Origin of the sequence: Mesorhizobium sp. M1A.F.Ca.IN.022.06.1.1 (genome assembly GCF_003952605.1) — a bacterium.
Lineage (GTDB): Bacteria > Pseudomonadota > Alphaproteobacteria > Rhizobiales > Rhizobiaceae > Mesorhizobium.
In genome coordinates this window covers 540,975-555,081 of record NZ_CP034455.1, presented here as the reverse complement: position 1 = coordinate 555,081, position 14,107 = coordinate 540,975, and the positions used below count along the sequence as shown (strand labels likewise).

Genomic DNA, 14,107 nt, shown 5'->3' with positions numbered 1-14,107 from the left:
GAGCGCCGAGCTTGGCTGTGGGCTCGCCGTCTGGCGGTTCGTCCCGGCGTCGCCGGCGCCTCACCGGCTGCTGCGCGGCGACTCTCCTCGGCCTGCAGTGGGGGTGAGGAAACAAGTGAAGCAAAAATTCCAGCCCCCTGTCGGAATCATTGCCCTTCCTCCGTCCTTGGGGCATCAACAGCTTCGAACCGGAGGGACAACGTGGAAACGCAATCGGCCTGGCAGACCGCCGCCATTCTCATCGCTCGCCTGATCTTCGCCGCCGTCTTCGCGATGGCCGTGACCTTCAAGTTCATGGATATGGGCGCCACCGCTGGCTACATCGCCGCCGCCGGGTTTCCGTTCCCGCTGTTTCTCGCCTGGTGCGCGGCGATCCTGGAGGTGCTTTTGGTGATCGCCTTCCTCACCGGCGCCTTCTTCACGCCGGCGGCGCTGGTCGCGGCAGTTTATGTGATCTTCCTCGGCTTTTCATTCCACGGCCCGTCGCACTGGACCGGCAACCAGGCCGAGTTCGGCTTCTTCGTCGATCATTTCACTTTCCTCGCCGGCCTTTTCTTCGCCGCCGTGCATGGGCCGGGCAAGTTGCTCGCCGTCCGACAGGGTTGGCCGGGCCGGGCGTGAGGCGCCGCCACTTCACATCTGATCGTTATAGGGTTCCTTCATCTGCCCGACCATGCGCGCCAGCTTGGAGAAGGAAGGCATGTCCGCTTCCGGCTGGCATTGGTTGGCGAGCTCGAGCAGGCGGATCGGGAAGTTGATCGCATCGCGGTTCGACGCCGAAATCGCCTCGGACCGGTCCTCGCCTGTCTCGACGGCCTCGGCCTTGCGCAGCGCGATGTCGATCTCCTCGACCGTCAGCACCCCCTTGCGCACCAGAGTATGGTTGATTGCCGCGACGGCCATCAGCAGGCCCTCGAGTTGCAGATTGGCGACGTTCATGGCGCTTCCTCCCATTGACCTCGCTTGAAAACGCATGAGCGGCGTTTCCGATCCGGGACCGCCTTAGGCCTCCATCAGGCGCACGCCGTATTCGGCCCAGAGCTGCTTGATCTCGCGGGCGCCCAGCGGCGGCGTCGAGCGATCTCCATAGGAGATGGCCACGGCGCTCAGATCATATTGGCCGTCTGCCTCGGCGATGAAGCGGATGGCTTCGCCAAGCGGGCGCGAATGGAAGACCGGATCCGCCTGGCCTCGGCCAAGACTGCGAACGCCTGAAATACCTGCTGGCGCATGCCGCATCCGAAAGACCGATGCCATGGCGGATTTGTCCATGCCCGCTCTCCGCGATTCCCCTTAGGGAATGATTCCATAAGGTCCGGCTAATGACCAGCCCAACCGGGCACACCAACGACAACCGGGCACACCAACCCGCCGCTATGGAAAGGCCGGGCTCTGGGCCCGGCCTCCTTCAGCGGCCTGCGCTGCGGCGGCCGTGGGGCGCGATTGCTCTATCGGGTCCAGGGGCGGGCCCAGTCGTGGTCTGTGTCCGAGTTGCGCGCCATCGCCATGCCGATCAGCAAGCCGACCAGGCCGCCAAGAACCATGGCGGTGGAAACGGTGCCGGGATTCTGCTGCACGGTTTCGGAAACGCTCTGGGCCTGGCTTCGCAACTGCCTTGCCGCGCGTGAGGCGCGATCGCTCGCGCCGCCGTAGAATTCAGAAGCTCGGTCGGCCGCGCCGCTGTAGAGGCCGGAGGCCCGGTCGGCCGCGCTCTGGTACCACCCTTGCGTCGCACTGGCGGCTTCCTCGGCCTGATCGGCAAGCGCGCGGTTGAGCCGGCTCACCTCGCGCTTCAATTCGGCGATCTGCTTCCTCATCGCCGCTTCCGAAGCGGCTGAAGATCTGGCGCTGGTGCGCGAAGCGCTGCCGCTGCGGGCAGCGCTGCTGCGGCTCGGATTGCTTCGCTCTGTGCCGCCGCCCTGGGACGTCGAGCTGCCGTTGCGCGCGGCTGCTGCGTTCGTGTCCTTACCCTGGTTGGTTTCATCGTCTGCCATGGGTCTCTCCTTGCTGAACTCTGCAACGGCTCACGCCCGACCTTGCAACGGCTCACGTCCGCCATGGTTCCCTTCCAAGCAAAGGGCCGTGGAGCGCAACTCCACGGCCCTCGCGCGACGAAACTGCCGCGTCTCGTTACTACTTGCCGCAATGATTATCGTTGACCGACGGCGATGCCGTGCCAGGCGACGTGTGAGTTGCATCCGGCTGGGCGCCCTGCGGCGTCGCGGGGCAATTCCGATCGGCGTTCGAATTCATGCCGTCCGTGGTGATGCTGCCTGTCGTGCCTGTATCGGGCGCCATCTGATCAGGCGGCGGATTGGCAGGCGTGGTGGGGTCCACCGTGATGCTCTGGCCGCTGCCCGCCGTGTCGGCGGTACCGCCCGTTGCATTCTGAGCCATCGCAGCCGTAGCCAGACCGATGGTCAGAGCCGATGCCGCAAGAATCTTGATGAGCATGATCTTCTCCTTCTTGTGCGAGATCGTTTCTCTTTTCGGGAGTCTGTCGCGTCGCGACTAAGGGGTGGAACCCCTCGGCCCGGAGGTGGTTCCGAGAAAAAATTTCTGGAACTTTCAGACCTGGGCCACAATTTATCGGTGCGCGAGCGAAAGTCGCTTCCCGGCAAGGCTGCAGACAAGCAGCTAGGAAAATTTACCTAAGAGCATTTGTCAGGTGAGGGCAGCTCTGCTATGATTTTATCCATGGTGCTGATTTGCGCCAACGACCCGCCAGCCGGCGGGTTTTTTTGTGGCTCCTCACCTTGGGGGCTTCGCCAGTTGGCGAGGCGACGGGACAGCATCCTCCTGTGGCGTGCCAGCCATATCCCCCGCAAGAAGGGGATCGATGGTCCCCCTTGCGGGCGAGATGTCCGGCAGGACAGGCGGGGCGGGAACTCGACCTTTTTAGTTGAATCCAATCTGCGGAAGCTCTGCATGCCACGCTATGCCACCATCATCACCGGCGACGACAGCGCCGAAATCGTCAGCGCCATCGGCGAGTTCGCATCGTTCGGCGAGCCGCCCCGCACAAGCCGCGTCGAGGCAGTCGCGCCGGGTGTGCGCATCGGCATGGTGCGCGGCGGTCCGGTCGACGCGATCGCCGGCTTCGGCTTTCCGCGCCAGGGTCTCGATCCGTCGGCCATGAGAGCCGCCGCGGCGAAGCTGAAACGAACGGAGCCGTTTTCCGGACAGGTCGATCAGCCCTCCGCGCCGAAGGCCGCCCGCGCCAAGCCGCGCAAGAAGCCGGCGCGCAAGCCCGCCAAGTGGCGTGCGGTTCGTTCCGCCGGAACGCCGGCAGCCGATGCAGCCGTCAATGGCTGACTGCGCAGGCAAGGCGCGGCGCGCCGGCGCCCGAACCGCTGGAGCGAAGGCTGAGCCGGCCGCCGCGCCGATAGCCAGGCGCTCGAAAAAGACGCTGGGCGACGATTTCGCCGCGGCGCTGCGCGCTGATTTCCGCGCCCATGGCGCCGGCGTCATCGCCGCGGTCAGGGCGGAAAAGCCCGACCAGTATCTGAAGGTCGTACTGACGATGCTGCCCAAAGAGTTCTCGCAGGGTCTCGATGCGAACCAAAACAGTCTGGGCCAGTTGAGCGATGAGGAGATCCGCAGCCGCATCCGCTGCCTCGAAGCGAGGCTGCGGCCGTTCCTCGATGATAGCGACCTATCTGGCGCTGCTCGAGGAGATGGACCGACGCCGTCAACGTAACCTTCTTGCTGCCTACAGGCCATACGAAAGGCAGTCCGAGTTCCACGCGGGGGGAGGGCAAAAAACCGCGAGCGCCTGTTCATGGCCGGTAACCAGCTCGGCAAGACCAGGGCAGGGGGCGCCGAATGGGCCATGCACCTCACCGGCCGCTATCCGGACTGGTGGAGGGGCAAGGTGTTCGACACGCCCGTCCGGCTCTGGGCCGCCGGCGTCACCGGCGAGGGCACGCGCGACAATCCGCAGCGTGTGCTGGTCGGCCCGCCGCAGCGACAGGCGGAATGGGGCACCGGCATGATCCCGGCCGACGCCATTGCCGAAACGACGATGGGCCGCGGCGCCCCTGGAGCGCTGGACAGCGTCGTCGTGCGCTGGGGCGGTGGCGGTGATGTGCAGGCGGGCGAAAGCGTGCTCTCCTTCAAGTCCTACGAAAAAGGCCGCGAGAAATGGCAGGGCGAGACGCTGCACGGTGTCTGGTTCGACGAGGAGCCGCCGCTGGACATTTATTCCGAGGGTCTGACCCGCACCAATGCGACGGGCGGGATAACCATCGTGACTTTCACACCGCTGCTCGGGATGTCGGATGTGGTGCTGCGGTTTTTGTCGGCGGAGGCGGTTCAGGGCTTGGGTTCCTCGCCCCCGCAAGGCGGGGTGGCCGCGAAGCGGCCGGAGAGGGGGTCTTCGTAGGGCGACAAGCTTACAGTAGCTTTCCGCTCTTGCATCGACAGCCGGCGCTGCCCCCGCTCCGTCGCAGCTTCCGCCGCGCCACCTCCCCCACGTTCGTGGGGCGAGGAATTGGAGCCAAAAAATACGGATGAAATCTGATCAGGGATATTTGCTGCCCGCAAGCTGCCTGGCGCGAGCCTTAGGGTCGGTCGCTTTCCGGGTTAGCGGTTGGCACCATATCCTTTCGTCACGAGTAATTGGATTGTACCAGACATTGCATACTTTGTTCGGTGTGTCCGGGATACAAACTTTGCGTTGGAACCCCCTGAACTCGTGCATCCCGCAGGTCTGCTTGCTCGTGTCATAGGGCACGTTCGACTGGCAGGCTGAGGCGCTCGCGGCAATGGCCACGACGATTGCAATGCGGATCATGTATCTCCCCCGTTTCATCAGGAACTTCGCATTGATGAACAGTATTATCAACGACAATAGTTGGTTGGGGCAGATAGTTACGACGAGACTAATATGTCCCGACACGTGACCTTCATGACCATCGAAGATGCCGGGCACTATTCGCCCGAGCAGCGCGCGGAAATCATCGCCGCCTTTCGGACATCGTGTTCGAGGTGCTGGTGCGGCGCTTCAGGCCCGCACCAGAAGAATGAGCGGCGCGGAATGGGAGCCGTGCCGATCAGTCCCGAGCATTGGCGACACCGGCCGGCAAGAATTCTGCCAATCGCGATGAACCAATTCGCGTCGCCATGCGACGCATCGGTGCAAATGAACACCCGTGTATCCATGGAGATTTTCGATGCCTGCAATCCTTCGCAATGCACTTCTTGCCGCCCTGGCCGTATCCACCCTGGGTGGATCCGCGATGGCCGGCCAGCAGATCTACGAATGCGACAACACGCCGACCAACAAGCTGTGGGCCGGCCGCTGCTGCGGGGTCGGCGACGCCAATTGCCTCGGTGGTGAAAGCCATGGCCATGACCGGGGGAATCCCGGCCGGGGCAACAATGGCGGAGGCGACAACGGCAGGGGCGATAAAGGGCCCAAGTGAAGCTGGCGCTCAGCCCGAGGCTCGCCGGTTTGCCCGACCGGCGAGCAATCGGCGCAGACTGAGGCACCGTGGTTCGGTTAGTTTCCCTGCCAGTCGCCCTTTTCCAGGCGCCTTTCCCGTCGCCTTTTTCAGGCGCCCTTTTCCAGGCGCCCTTTTCCAGGCGCTTGAGCCGCTGGAAGAAGCGGGCCACAATCCCCACTTATGGAGAAATCCAAGGAGGTTTGACATGGCTTCTTCCGAACGCGCGGTCCTTGCCGGCGGCTGCTTCTGGGGCATGCAGGATCTGATCCGCCGCTTGCCCGGCGTGATCTCCACCCGTGTCGGCTACAGCGGCGGCGACGTGCCGAACGCAACCTACCGCAATCACGGCACCCATGCCGAGGCGATCGAGATCGTCTTCGATCCGACCAAGACCAGTTTCCGCACGCTGCTCGAGTTCTTCTTCCAGATCCACGATCCGACGACCCGGAACCGTCAGGGCAACGATGTCGGCATGAGCTACCGCTCGGCGATCTTCTATACCAGCGACGAGCAGAAGCGGGTGGCCGAAGACACCATCGCCGATGTCGACGCCTCGGGTCTCTGGCCGGGCAAGGTCGTCACCGAGCTCGCTCCGGCCGGTGCCTTCTGGCAGGCCGAACCCGAACATCAGGATTATCTGGAGCGCTATCCCAACGGCTACACCTGCCATTTCGTCCGGCCGGGCTGGAAGCTTCCCGTCCGCGAAAAGGCCGCCGCATCATAAAAATAGGGCTGCGCAGCCCTTCATTCAGGATCCCGCCCGCCGTGCCGAAAGGCATGGCGGGCTTTCTTGCGTTTCGGGCGCAAGCCCGCACCTCGCCGGCATGCTCCGGCTGGAACAGTGGCCTTAGCCCTTGGCCCGGCGGTTCTCGTTTTCATGGCCGATCCAATGGGCTCGGATGCGGTCGCTGGCTTCAAGGTAAGCCATGTCGATGAGATAGGTCAGAAGCTTTTCGCCGTCGGCCTCAGCCTTCTGGCGAAGCTCGCGCAAGATCCCCTGCGCAAACTGCAGGTTTTCCATTTTGCTCGGCTGGTCCATCGGTGCCCCCAATGTCTGCGTGGAAGTTTGGCTGACTATACTTGTACGAATGTTGTCGGCTCGCTCGCGGCCAGGCTGCGCCCGGTTGCACCTGCGCTCGATCAATGAAGCTGTTGCACATCGCGCGAAAATGTCGATATTTTACGCCCCCAATCGGATGGCGAATATGCATGAAGACGAGGGCAGCACTCCCGACAAGCTGCAAGCCATGCTTGACGTGATTGCCAGGAGCGAGCCCGCGCGCGGGAGCGGACAGGCCGATCTCGGCAGGCTGCAGGCCGATGCCGCCAAGGCCGCCAACGTGCTGATCGAATTCTACGGCGACGCTGCCCTCGAGCGAGCCAAGCTTATCGAGCGCCGCTCGCCCCACTCGCATTTCGCGCGCATGGTGACGGCCGAGATCGGCAGGCGCGGCAGGCTTCCGCCCAGAAGCTAGCCCGGAACCCGGCCGAGAAACCGACAAAGATCGCCTCAGGACGATTTGCGCCTCCTCGATCTCTCGCCAAGTCTTTGCAGGATCTCTTCCTCGATGTTGTCCAGCAGGTAGGAAAGCATGTCGTCCTCGATCGACTGCGCGATTTCCCTGGCCTGCTCGACATGGTCGTGGATTTCGCGCAGCGAGTGATCCTCACCCGCGGCATCCTGCGTCAGGTCGATGAACCAGCCGGGATAGAGCGCTGCCTCGCCCATGTCATCGACATAGCACTGGCCGACGGCAAGGATTTTGCGCAGCCCCATCTTTTCCGAGCGGACCTTGTAGACCTCGCGGAAACCTGACCTGCGCTCGATCGCCTTGCGGATCGCCAGCCGAACCCGCGGCCGATCGTCCCGCTCTATGCTTTGCATGCACCGCTCCAGCGGCGCGCCGTGCGAGAACTCCTCGAGCGTCAGGTCGAAATAAGCGGACAGATTCGCGTCCCCATAGATGCGGTCGCGCTTGATGTCCCAGGTCCAAAACCCGTCGATCGGTGGATACCGCATATGCAGGTTGCGGCTGCGTTGAGGCGCCAGTGTCATGAAAACCGCCCCGTTCGGTTTCAGGATTCGCCAGTACTATGTCTTAAAATCAAAAAGAAACAAAGGTGAGTTTTTGTACAAGGCAGGAAAATGATTGGGCCTGCCGCTTGCTTGCATAGCTACGCCGCATAGTTGGCATCATCCAGGAAATACGTTTCGTGAAAAATTTTCTCTGGCCGAAACAATTTTCATTTCCGTGTCGCAAATGAAGCCGGTGCTTCACGCGAGAAGGAAGCTTTCGAACTTAAACAGCATCAAAAGTTGTATTCGCCCGGACGTAACGCCTGGGCTGGACATACTGTCCATCTTGTAAGGCCGGCGCGGCAATGCTGGTGTTGCCTGAGCCGCGCCGGCCGAAGCGGCCTCCAAAAGGTTTTCGCCGCGCCGGGGATGCTAGCGGCCGCTGCCGCGCCGGCAAACCGACCGTTGGTTGAAAATGCCCGACTTCCAGAAGAAGACAAGGCCCTCGCGGTCAGCGTCCGGTCGTTTACGGGCATAGGCGCCGGCTCGCTGGACCGATGCGTCCTTGCTCTGCGACTTAAGCCTTACTGCCATTCAGCATTTAGGCTGATTTGCGATACGGCTCGCGCACGGTCTCCGGCTCGGCATCATCGGCCGCCGACTCAGCGACGGTCCTGTCATGCTCGAATTGGCTCGCCTCGGGCAGAGGATGCAACCACTGCTCGCGCCGACCGATCCACAATTCGTAGCTGGGCTCAAGCCCTTCGGTCGGTACGACATCCAGGCTGCCGATCATCACCTCGGCCTCGTCCTCGCGAACCGACGGCAAGCGGCTGCCGCAGGTTGGACAGAAGCTTCGCCCGCCATAAGTGCTGGTGATACCCGCGCTTTCGAATGCCTGGCGCGGCCATATGGCAAAGGCCTGATACGCCGATCCGCTGGTCTTGCGGCAGTCCTTGCAATGGCAAAGTCCCACCCTCAGCGGCTCGCCGGTCACCCGGAACTGGACACCGCCGCACAGGCAGCTGCCGCTACGCATGACATCGTCGAACATGGCCGTTCCTCCTGCAGCCGGGACATTGGTGTCACCATCCGGTACAATTCGCATGCTGCCTCAACTGTTCCACAGCGCGGTCGGAACGTCGCTCAACCGGGAAAGTCGAAGACCGGTTCCTCGCAGCGGTAGACGCGGCATGGACCGTCACGGGTCGGAACCGCGACCGACATCGGGACTTCCGGCCAGTCGCACTCATTGCCGAATTGGCGCACGAAACGATCATAAGTGTTGGGCCCGGTGGTCAGCACCGCGGCATGCCGGCGCTGGATCAGCGCCTGCGTCTCGCCACAAGTCATGGCGCGTGTGTCGGGCCGCGCATCGGCGGCGCCCGCAGTCCATAATATCGTGCCGGCTACAAGGGCGGTCGTCAGGTTTTTCATGGAGGCGCCAGCTTTCAGTGATCGCTTTTGCGGTACGAATATGGCTCGCCGCCGGAACACCGCAAGGCTTTTGAACAGCAAAACGACGCCGATGAGGATGTCTGCGCAACCGGCCTTGTCGCGGTCGGACGGACGACGAAGCGACCGTCAGCGCGACGTCGGTAAGAACCCGGTCAGGCATTCTGGCCTCCCGATCCGCCGCATTCCAGGCAGATCACACTGTGTCCCGGACAGCTCAGCCGGTGCGTTCCTTCCGGGCAGCAATGGCCGTTGGAGGCGACCCAGCGGTCGCAAATGAAAATTTTCCTGGCGCCATGGCAGCGCCGGCATTCCGCCGAGGGCATCAGATTCTCGTTTGGCGAGACGCGATGCTCCGCTTCAACGACCGCGTTCATCCATTTAGTCCCCAACGACTGGATTGTCGGTCCTGTTTTTCTCAAGACATTACATTAGCCATCCGAGATATAAAAGCCCCGGGCGGATGACGAAAGTTTCATCCCTCGACCCTTTCCCTTTGCGCTGCCGTTGCTAAAGCTCGTCCGGCAAAGGGCGCCCGAGCAGATTCCGTCGGGCGCGGGCAGGCAACGGGATTTCCTGCAATGACATGGACCGGTGCGGGAGCGCTTTTCATCCTGGTAGCCACTTATGCCGGCGTTGCCGTCGGCCGTATTCCGGGCTTCAGGCTGGATCGCGCCGGCATCGCGCTGCTCGGTGGCGCCGCCATGATCGCGATCGGCGCGATCGGCATGGAGGATGCCTACCGCGCCATCAATTTCGACACGATCACGCTTTTGCTCGGCATGATGATCGTGGTCGCGCATCTGAAAGTGTCGGGCGCGTTCCGGGCGCTCGGCGGCTTCGCTATTGAGCATGCGCACGCGCCCTTCATGCTGCTCGTCATGGTGACGCTTCTGACCGGAGTGCTTTCGGCCTTTCTGGTCAATGACGCGATCTGCCTGGTGATGGCGCCGATCGTCGTCCACGTCACCCGCGTCATCCGGCGCAACCCGGTTCCCTACCTGATCGCCACCTGCACGGCCTCCAACTGCGGCAGCGTCGCCACCATCACCGGCAACCCGCAGAACATGGTCATCGGCGCGCTTTCGGGCATTTCTTATCCGGCCTTCACGGCGGCGCTCGCGCCGGTGGCGCTGTTCGGCCTTGTCGCCGTCATCGTCATTGTCCGCATCGTCTACCGCGGCGAATTCTCTCGCCCCGCCGAGCTCAGCCCCGAGGTCTATCGCGGCCGCATGCTGCCGGGACAGGTGCTGAAGGCGACGATCGTCTGCGTGGTGCTGGCGTTCGCCTTCTTCGCTGGCGTGCCCGTCGCCAAGGCGGCGCTCATTGCCGGCGCTTTCCTGCTCGTCACCCGCGCGATCAAGCCGCACCGCATCTACCGCGAGATCGACGGCCCGCTGCTCTTCATGTTCGCCGGACTGTTCCTGGTCGTGGCGGGCGCGGAGCGCACGCTGCTCACCCCCGACATGATCGCCGCGGCGAAGAATATGGGTCTCGACGATGTTTGGCGGCTCTCCGGCTTCACCGCGGTCCTTTCCAACGTCATGAGCAATGTGCCGGCGGTGCTGGCGTTGAGGCCGTTCATCCCGGGCCTCGAAAACCCCCACCGCGCGTGGCTGGTCGTGGCGATGAGCTCGACGCTCGCCGGCAATTTCACGCTGCTCGGCTCGGTCGCCAACCTCATCGTGGCTGAGCAGGCAAGAGCGGCGGGCAAGGAGCTGTCTTTCGCAGCTTTCTTCAAGGTCGGTTTGCCGCTGACGCTGTTGACGCTGGTCTTCGGCACGGCGTGGCTGGCGCTCACTTCGTAGCCGTTGGACGCCAAGCAGCTGGCGGGGAGAATAGGGCAAGGTTCTGCTGTGAGTGCGACAATGTTTTTCCGGCTTAATCGCCTACGCCGACGCGATCGCACCCAACGTAAAGGCGCCCCATGGAGCCTTGTTTTTGTTTTCAGGCCCGGTTAAGCCGCCGCGCAACCAACCGAAGGACGACATAAAGTGAGCGAACCGACCGTGGCCGAAGCGACCGAAAGCATCTATGCCTCGATCCGCGCGGACAACGCCGACATCGATGCGCATATCGCGACGCTCAAGGCGGCGATGGCGCGGGAAGGGCTGAAACAGGCGGTGTTCGAGCCGGCCAAGCTGGCGCACAACAACCGCGCGGGCCGCAAGCTGATGCAGGCCTATTTCCGCCAGCGCGGCGTGACCGTGACGTTTTCGAGCTAGGGGCCGTGCGCCGACCGGGCGCCGCTGTTGCGACGAGGCTCCGCAAGAGGCCTTTTTGGGGCGTCGCGGCACCGCGCGGCTGCCTAAGGGCAATCGCATATGGCGCGCCCGATGTGATTGGCTGCCGAGTTGGCTTCGCTCATGTCGGGTACGCGGCCGACCCTTGCCTGTTCAGGTCAATCGCACGCCGCCACGGTCTTCAGCGTCTGGGCGCGCGAAGGTCCGGGCAAATTCCCGATCCTTCGAACGGCGGCGTAGAACCTTGGATAGTCGCCGGAGCACAAGTCGAACAGGCGAAGAAACGCCGGAACCTGTTCGCCATAGACGGCAGTCGCGGCGAGCTTTGCGTTGTTGATCGGGCTATCGAACCAGGCGTCATAGCCCCGGTATCCGGCCCAGCGCGTATCGCGCATGCGCCGGTAGCGCATCCGCAGCCTGTCGATCGTGGCTGCTTTGGCGGCAGCCATCTGCTGTGGGCCACGCGGACTTCCATAGACTTGGCGCAACTCGTCCCGGGTTTTCGCTATCAGTCCGAGAAAATCGGCGCTGCGCTTGCGATTGGCTTCGTAGCGGCGCAATCCCGCGCGATTGCCGGTGGCGCGGAGCCATTTCCTGACGCCGGTGGTTTCGACCGAGACCGCGAAAGCCTCGTTGAACGCGGAGTCGCCGTTCACATAGATTTTCTGATGCGCCAGCTCATGGAAGATCAGGCTTGCGAGATAGGTGTCGTCCTGGCGCAGCATGGTGCTGAGCAGCGGATCGCTGAACCATCCGAGCGTGGAATATGCGGTGACGCCCGAGACGTAGACGTCCAGCCCCTGCCGCTGCATTTCGGCAGCGCTCTCTGCCGCCGATTTCCGGGAAAAGTAACCCCGGTACGGAACGCAGCCGAAGACCGGAAAGCACCATGTTACGGGCGTGAGCGAGAATTGCGGCGCGGCAAAAACCGCCAAGGTCACAGCGTCCCGGCCGATGTCGACATAGCTGCGGTAGCTGCTGTTTTCGGGCAGCGCCAGTTCATCCGTGGCAAAGCGGCGTATGGCGCTCGCCGACGTCAGCTTGACGCGCAATGCCTCCGGCGTTGCGGGGTCGCGGATCAGCTTGCCGACATTCTTGCGCGCCGCCATGATCTCAACATGGCCCTCCAGCGACTGCGCGTAGTAGGAAATGCTGGTGCACCCGGCCACGCCGGCCGCCAGGATCGCCGCGGCAAGCAATCGAAAAACGCGCCTCACAGCCTGCCCACCGCCTGTTCATCTCCCCGTGAAGCAAGTGTCCCCATTTGACCCCGAGTCTCAAACAGGCCCGCAGATCTTCGTCAAGACCTGGTGGGACGTCACGGTTGCCGATCCTGCCAAAGTCTGACATCGGTGCTGACCAGGTCCATGCCGCTCACGAGATGCAACGCATCAATCGTCGGCGGCATTCAAGCTTGGAGCACGATGCAGGTATCGAGTCCTGATGCGAAGATGCCAGCCCTTGGCCTCGCCACGACGACAGATAGGGCGTATAGTTGAAGACCGCCGGCTCGGACCTGACACGCCGGCGCATTGAAAGCGGGAGACGTCGCTTCAACTAGGGCGCACTTCCAACTCGGGGGGTGTTCCACGCGCTCTCATCATTGCCCGCAGCGTCCGGCTTCTGCTTTGCGCGATCGCGGTCGCTATTCGCATTTACTCACTGAAGGAGAACTGAGCTTTTCACTGGAGGAGAAGTGATCATGCATTACCTTCCCAGACGTGAATTCATGGTTCGAGGAGGGGCAACCCTCGTGGCGCTGGCGTCCTTTCAATCGCGGATTGCCTATGCTTTTCCAACCCGGGCCGGCGAGGAAGTCATCAAGTGGCTCGATCAGCTGCCGCCGAATCCGGTTCCGCAAGTCATCAAAAATCAGTTGGTGTGGGAGGATCTCGATTCCTGGGTGACGCCCAACGACAAGTTCTTCTCAATCGCGCATTTCGACCGGCCGGTCATCGACGAAAGCACGTGGAAGCTCGAAATTGGCGGGTCCGTCAAAAAGCCGACTGCCCTGACGCTCGCCGACATCAAGGCTCGAACGCGCCAGGAAGTCACGTTCACGGTCGAATGTTCGGGCAATACTGGCCTCCCGTTCTTCAATGGCGGGATTGGCAATGCTCGCTGGGCGGGCACGCCGCTCGCCCCGATCCTTATGGAGGTCGGCGTCCTCGACAGTGGCATCGAGGTTGTCTTCTGGGGCACCGATAAAGGTGAAATCAAGCGAGCCGACGACGTCAAGTTCACGCAGAACTTTGCGCGCAGCATGTCGCTCGCCGACGCCTTGGACCCCAAAAACATCCTCTGCTACGAGATGAACGGCACTGCCTTGCCTGCCGATAACGGGTTCCCGCTGCGGCTGATTGCGCCGGGCTGGTACGGGATCGCGAACGTGAAATGGCTCAAGCGTATCGAAGTGAGGGACCAACGCTTCGTGAACCAGTTCATGGGACGCGATTATGTCACGCTGCGCGAGGAGGAGCACAACGGAGAGACGGTATGGATGGAAACCTCTGTCGGGAGGGCGCGCCTGAAGTCTGCGCCGGCCCGGGTCACTCATATCGGCAATGATTACCGGATCGTCGGGGCGGCCTGGGGAGCGCCGATCGAGCGGGTCGATGTGAAGATCGATGACGGCCCATGGATGCCGGCGACCATCGATGAAACCGAAAAGGCGGACTTCGCTTGGAAGATATGGTCCGTCGACTGGCCCAAGCCCTCCGCCGGGGAGCACACAGTCACCTCGCGCGCCGTTAGTACCGGAGGGCAGGTCCAACCCGCAATGGACGATCCCGTCATCGCCAAGAAGCACACTTACTGGGAAAGCAACGGTCAGGTGACGCGACGCATCGCCATTCACTGATCGGCGGAAGCCTATCAAACCTCTCACATCGATGTGACCCCATGCTTTTGGCATGGGGTCATGACGTCGATCGGGCCGGCTGTGA

General features: G+C 62.7%; 19 protein-coding genes. 10 read left to right on the top strand and 9 right to left on the bottom strand.

Annotation, left to right across the window (positions count from 1 at the left end; genetic code table 11):
- Window positions 1-201: 201 nt before the first annotated feature.
- Window positions 202-621, top strand: a complete 420-nt coding sequence (locus EJ078_RS02740) for a DoxX family protein (protein WP_067325191.1) — start codon at window positions 202-204, stop codon at window positions 619-621.
- A 12-nt stretch (window positions 622-633) separates the two neighbouring features.
- Here EJ078_RS02740 and EJ078_RS02735 read toward each other — a convergent pair whose 3' ends face one another.
- From EJ078_RS02735 to EJ078_RS02720, 4 genes are all read right to left on the bottom strand, one after another.
- Window positions 634-939: a hypothetical protein gene (locus EJ078_RS02735; protein ID WP_066999393.1), complete on the bottom strand. Its 306-nt coding sequence runs from the start codon at window positions 937-939 to the stop codon at window positions 634-636.
- A gap of 63 nt (window positions 940-1,002) precedes the next feature.
- The gene (locus EJ078_RS02730) at window positions 1,003-1,272 is read right to left on the bottom strand and encodes a hypothetical protein (protein ID WP_095778279.1); all 270 of its coding nucleotides are present in this window, start codon (window positions 1,270-1,272) and stop codon (window positions 1,003-1,005) included.
- 176 nt (window positions 1,273-1,448) lie between these two features.
- Window positions 1,449-1,994: a hypothetical protein gene (locus tag EJ078_RS02725; protein WP_067325184.1), complete on the bottom strand. Its 546-nt coding sequence runs from the start codon at window positions 1,992-1,994 to the stop codon at window positions 1,449-1,451.
- Between the two features lie 139 nt (window positions 1,995-2,133).
- Entirely contained in the window at window positions 2,134-2,454 is a 321-nt protein-coding gene (locus EJ078_RS02720) for a hypothetical protein (RefSeq protein WP_066999384.1), read from the bottom strand.
- Window positions 2,455-2,928: 474 nt separating this feature from the next.
- Between EJ078_RS02720 and EJ078_RS02715 the strand changes: the two genes are divergently transcribed.
- The 5 genes from EJ078_RS02715 (at window position 2,929) to msrA (ending at window position 6,171) form a co-directional block, all read left to right on the top strand.
- Entirely contained in the window at window positions 2,929-3,315 is a 387-nt protein-coding gene (locus EJ078_RS02715) for a hypothetical protein (protein WP_127215686.1), read from the top strand.
- On the top strand, window positions 3,308-3,700 hold the full coding sequence (locus EJ078_RS02710) for a hypothetical protein (protein WP_127215687.1): 393 nt from the start codon (window positions 3,308-3,310) through the stop codon (window positions 3,698-3,700). The genes EJ078_RS02715 and EJ078_RS02710 overlap by 8 nt, the downstream gene beginning before the upstream one ends.
- Before the next feature lie 81 nt (window positions 3,701-3,781).
- On the top strand, window positions 3,782-4,384 hold the full coding sequence (locus EJ078_RS02705; RefSeq protein ID WP_245433326.1) for a terminase family protein: 603 nt from the start codon (window positions 3,782-3,784) through the stop codon (window positions 4,382-4,384).
- 790 nt (window positions 4,385-5,174) lie between these two features.
- Complete coding sequence (locus EJ078_RS02700; protein ID WP_066997050.1) at window positions 5,175-5,426, top strand: hypothetical protein; 252 nt, start codon at window positions 5,175-5,177, stop codon at window positions 5,424-5,426.
- A 226-nt stretch (window positions 5,427-5,652) separates the two neighbouring features.
- Window positions 5,653-6,171, top strand: coding sequence for a peptide-methionine (S)-S-oxide reductase MsrA (gene msrA / locus EJ078_RS02695; protein ID WP_067325167.1), 519 nt, complete (start codon window positions 5,653-5,655; stop codon window positions 6,169-6,171).
- Between the two features lie 123 nt (window positions 6,172-6,294).
- Here msrA and EJ078_RS02690 read toward each other — a convergent pair whose 3' ends face one another.
- Window positions 6,295-6,591, bottom strand: a complete 297-nt coding sequence (locus tag EJ078_RS02690) for a hypothetical protein (protein ID WP_127215688.1) — start codon at window positions 6,589-6,591, stop codon at window positions 6,295-6,297.
- A gap of 61 nt (window positions 6,592-6,652) precedes the next feature.
- On the opposite strand from EJ078_RS02690, the gene EJ078_RS02685 reads away from it, so the two are divergent.
- Entirely contained in the window at window positions 6,653-6,922 is a 270-nt protein-coding gene (locus EJ078_RS02685; protein WP_127246804.1) for a hypothetical protein, read from the top strand.
- A 35-nt stretch (window positions 6,923-6,957) separates the two neighbouring features.
- On the opposite strand, the gene EJ078_RS02680 is transcribed toward EJ078_RS02685, so the two are convergent.
- The 3 genes from EJ078_RS02680 to EJ078_RS02670 all read right to left on the bottom strand — a co-directional run bounded on the left by EJ078_RS02680 (window position 6,958) and on the right by EJ078_RS02670 (window position 8,901).
- The gene (locus EJ078_RS02680; RefSeq protein WP_095824462.1) at window positions 6,958-7,503 is read right to left on the bottom strand and encodes a hypothetical protein; all 546 of its coding nucleotides are present in this window, start codon (window positions 7,501-7,503) and stop codon (window positions 6,958-6,960) included.
- A gap of 562 nt (window positions 7,504-8,065) precedes the next feature.
- Window positions 8,066-8,518, bottom strand: coding sequence for a GFA family protein (locus EJ078_RS02675; protein ID WP_067325159.1), 453 nt, complete (start codon window positions 8,516-8,518; stop codon window positions 8,066-8,068).
- A 92-nt stretch (window positions 8,519-8,610) separates the two neighbouring features.
- Window positions 8,611-8,901, bottom strand: a complete 291-nt coding sequence (locus EJ078_RS02670; RefSeq protein WP_067325244.1) for a hypothetical protein — start codon at window positions 8,899-8,901, stop codon at window positions 8,611-8,613.
- A gap of 599 nt (window positions 8,902-9,500) precedes the next feature.
- Here EJ078_RS02670 and EJ078_RS02665 point away from each other — a divergent pair.
- Both EJ078_RS02665 and EJ078_RS02660 read left to right on the top strand, forming a co-directional pair.
- On the top strand, window positions 9,501-10,727 hold the full coding sequence (locus tag EJ078_RS02665) for an anion transporter (RefSeq protein ID WP_127214667.1): 1,227 nt from the start codon (window positions 9,501-9,503) through the stop codon (window positions 10,725-10,727).
- A gap of 186 nt (window positions 10,728-10,913) precedes the next feature.
- Complete coding sequence (locus EJ078_RS02660; RefSeq protein ID WP_067325155.1) at window positions 10,914-11,144, top strand: hypothetical protein; 231 nt, start codon at window positions 10,914-10,916, stop codon at window positions 11,142-11,144.
- Window positions 11,145-11,320: 176 nt separating this feature from the next.
- Here the strand turns inward: EJ078_RS02660 and EJ078_RS02655 are convergent, their stop codons facing one another.
- Window positions 11,321-12,379, bottom strand: coding sequence for an aminopeptidase (locus tag EJ078_RS02655; protein WP_127214668.1), 1,059 nt, complete (start codon window positions 12,377-12,379; stop codon window positions 11,321-11,323).
- A 485-nt stretch (window positions 12,380-12,864) separates the two neighbouring features.
- Between EJ078_RS02655 and EJ078_RS02650 the strand changes: the two genes are divergently transcribed.
- Window positions 12,865-14,022: a sulfite oxidase gene (locus EJ078_RS02650; RefSeq protein WP_127403277.1), complete on the top strand. Its 1,158-nt coding sequence runs from the start codon at window positions 12,865-12,867 to the stop codon at window positions 14,020-14,022.
- Window positions 14,023-14,107 lie beyond the last annotated feature (85 nt).

What these genes read in the sequence shown, in the direction of transcription:
- EJ078_RS02735 (WP_066999393.1), bottom strand. Translation starts at nt 939, where the DNA reads ATGAACGTCGCCAATCTGCAACTCGAGGGCCTGCTGATGGCCGTCGCG.
- EJ078_RS02730 (WP_095778279.1), bottom strand. Translation starts at nt 1,272, where the DNA reads ATGGACAAATCCGCCATGGCATCGGTCTTTCGGATGCGGCATGCGCCA.
- EJ078_RS02725 (WP_067325184.1), bottom strand. Translation starts at nt 1,994, where the DNA reads ATGGCAGACGATGAAACCAACCAGGGTAAGGACACGAACGCAGCAGCC.
- EJ078_RS02720 (WP_066999384.1), bottom strand. Translation starts at nt 2,454, where the DNA reads ATGCTCATCAAGATTCTTGCGGCATCGGCTCTGACCATCGGTCTGGCT.
- EJ078_RS02715 (WP_127215686.1), top strand. Translation starts at nt 2,929, where the DNA reads ATGCCACGCTATGCCACCATCATCACCGGCGACGACAGCGCCGAAATC.
- EJ078_RS02710 (WP_127215687.1), top strand. Translation starts at nt 3,308, where the DNA reads ATGGCTGACTGCGCAGGCAAGGCGCGGCGCGCCGGCGCCCGAACCGCT.
- EJ078_RS02705 (WP_245433326.1), top strand. Translation starts at nt 3,782, where the DNA reads ATGGCCGGTAACCAGCTCGGCAAGACCAGGGCAGGGGGCGCCGAATGG.
- EJ078_RS02700 (WP_066997050.1), top strand. Translation starts at nt 5,175, where the DNA reads ATGCCTGCAATCCTTCGCAATGCACTTCTTGCCGCCCTGGCCGTATCC.
- msrA (WP_067325167.1), top strand. Translation starts at nt 5,653, where the DNA reads ATGGCTTCTTCCGAACGCGCGGTCCTTGCCGGCGGCTGCTTCTGGGGC.
- EJ078_RS02685 (WP_127246804.1), top strand. Translation starts at nt 6,653, where the DNA reads ATGCATGAAGACGAGGGCAGCACTCCCGACAAGCTGCAAGCCATGCTT.
- EJ078_RS02680 (WP_095824462.1), bottom strand. Translation starts at nt 7,503, where the DNA reads ATGACACTGGCGCCTCAACGCAGCCGCAACCTGCATATGCGGTATCCA.
- EJ078_RS02675 (WP_067325159.1), bottom strand. Translation starts at nt 8,518, where the DNA reads ATGTTCGACGATGTCATGCGTAGCGGCAGCTGCCTGTGCGGCGGTGTC.
- EJ078_RS02670 (WP_067325244.1), bottom strand. Translation starts at nt 8,901, where the DNA reads ATGAAAAACCTGACGACCGCCCTTGTAGCCGGCACGATATTATGGACT.
- EJ078_RS02665 (WP_127214667.1), top strand. Translation starts at nt 9,501, where the DNA reads ATGACATGGACCGGTGCGGGAGCGCTTTTCATCCTGGTAGCCACTTAT.
- EJ078_RS02650 (WP_127403277.1), top strand. Translation starts at nt 12,865, where the DNA reads ATGCATTACCTTCCCAGACGTGAATTCATGGTTCGAGGAGGGGCAACC.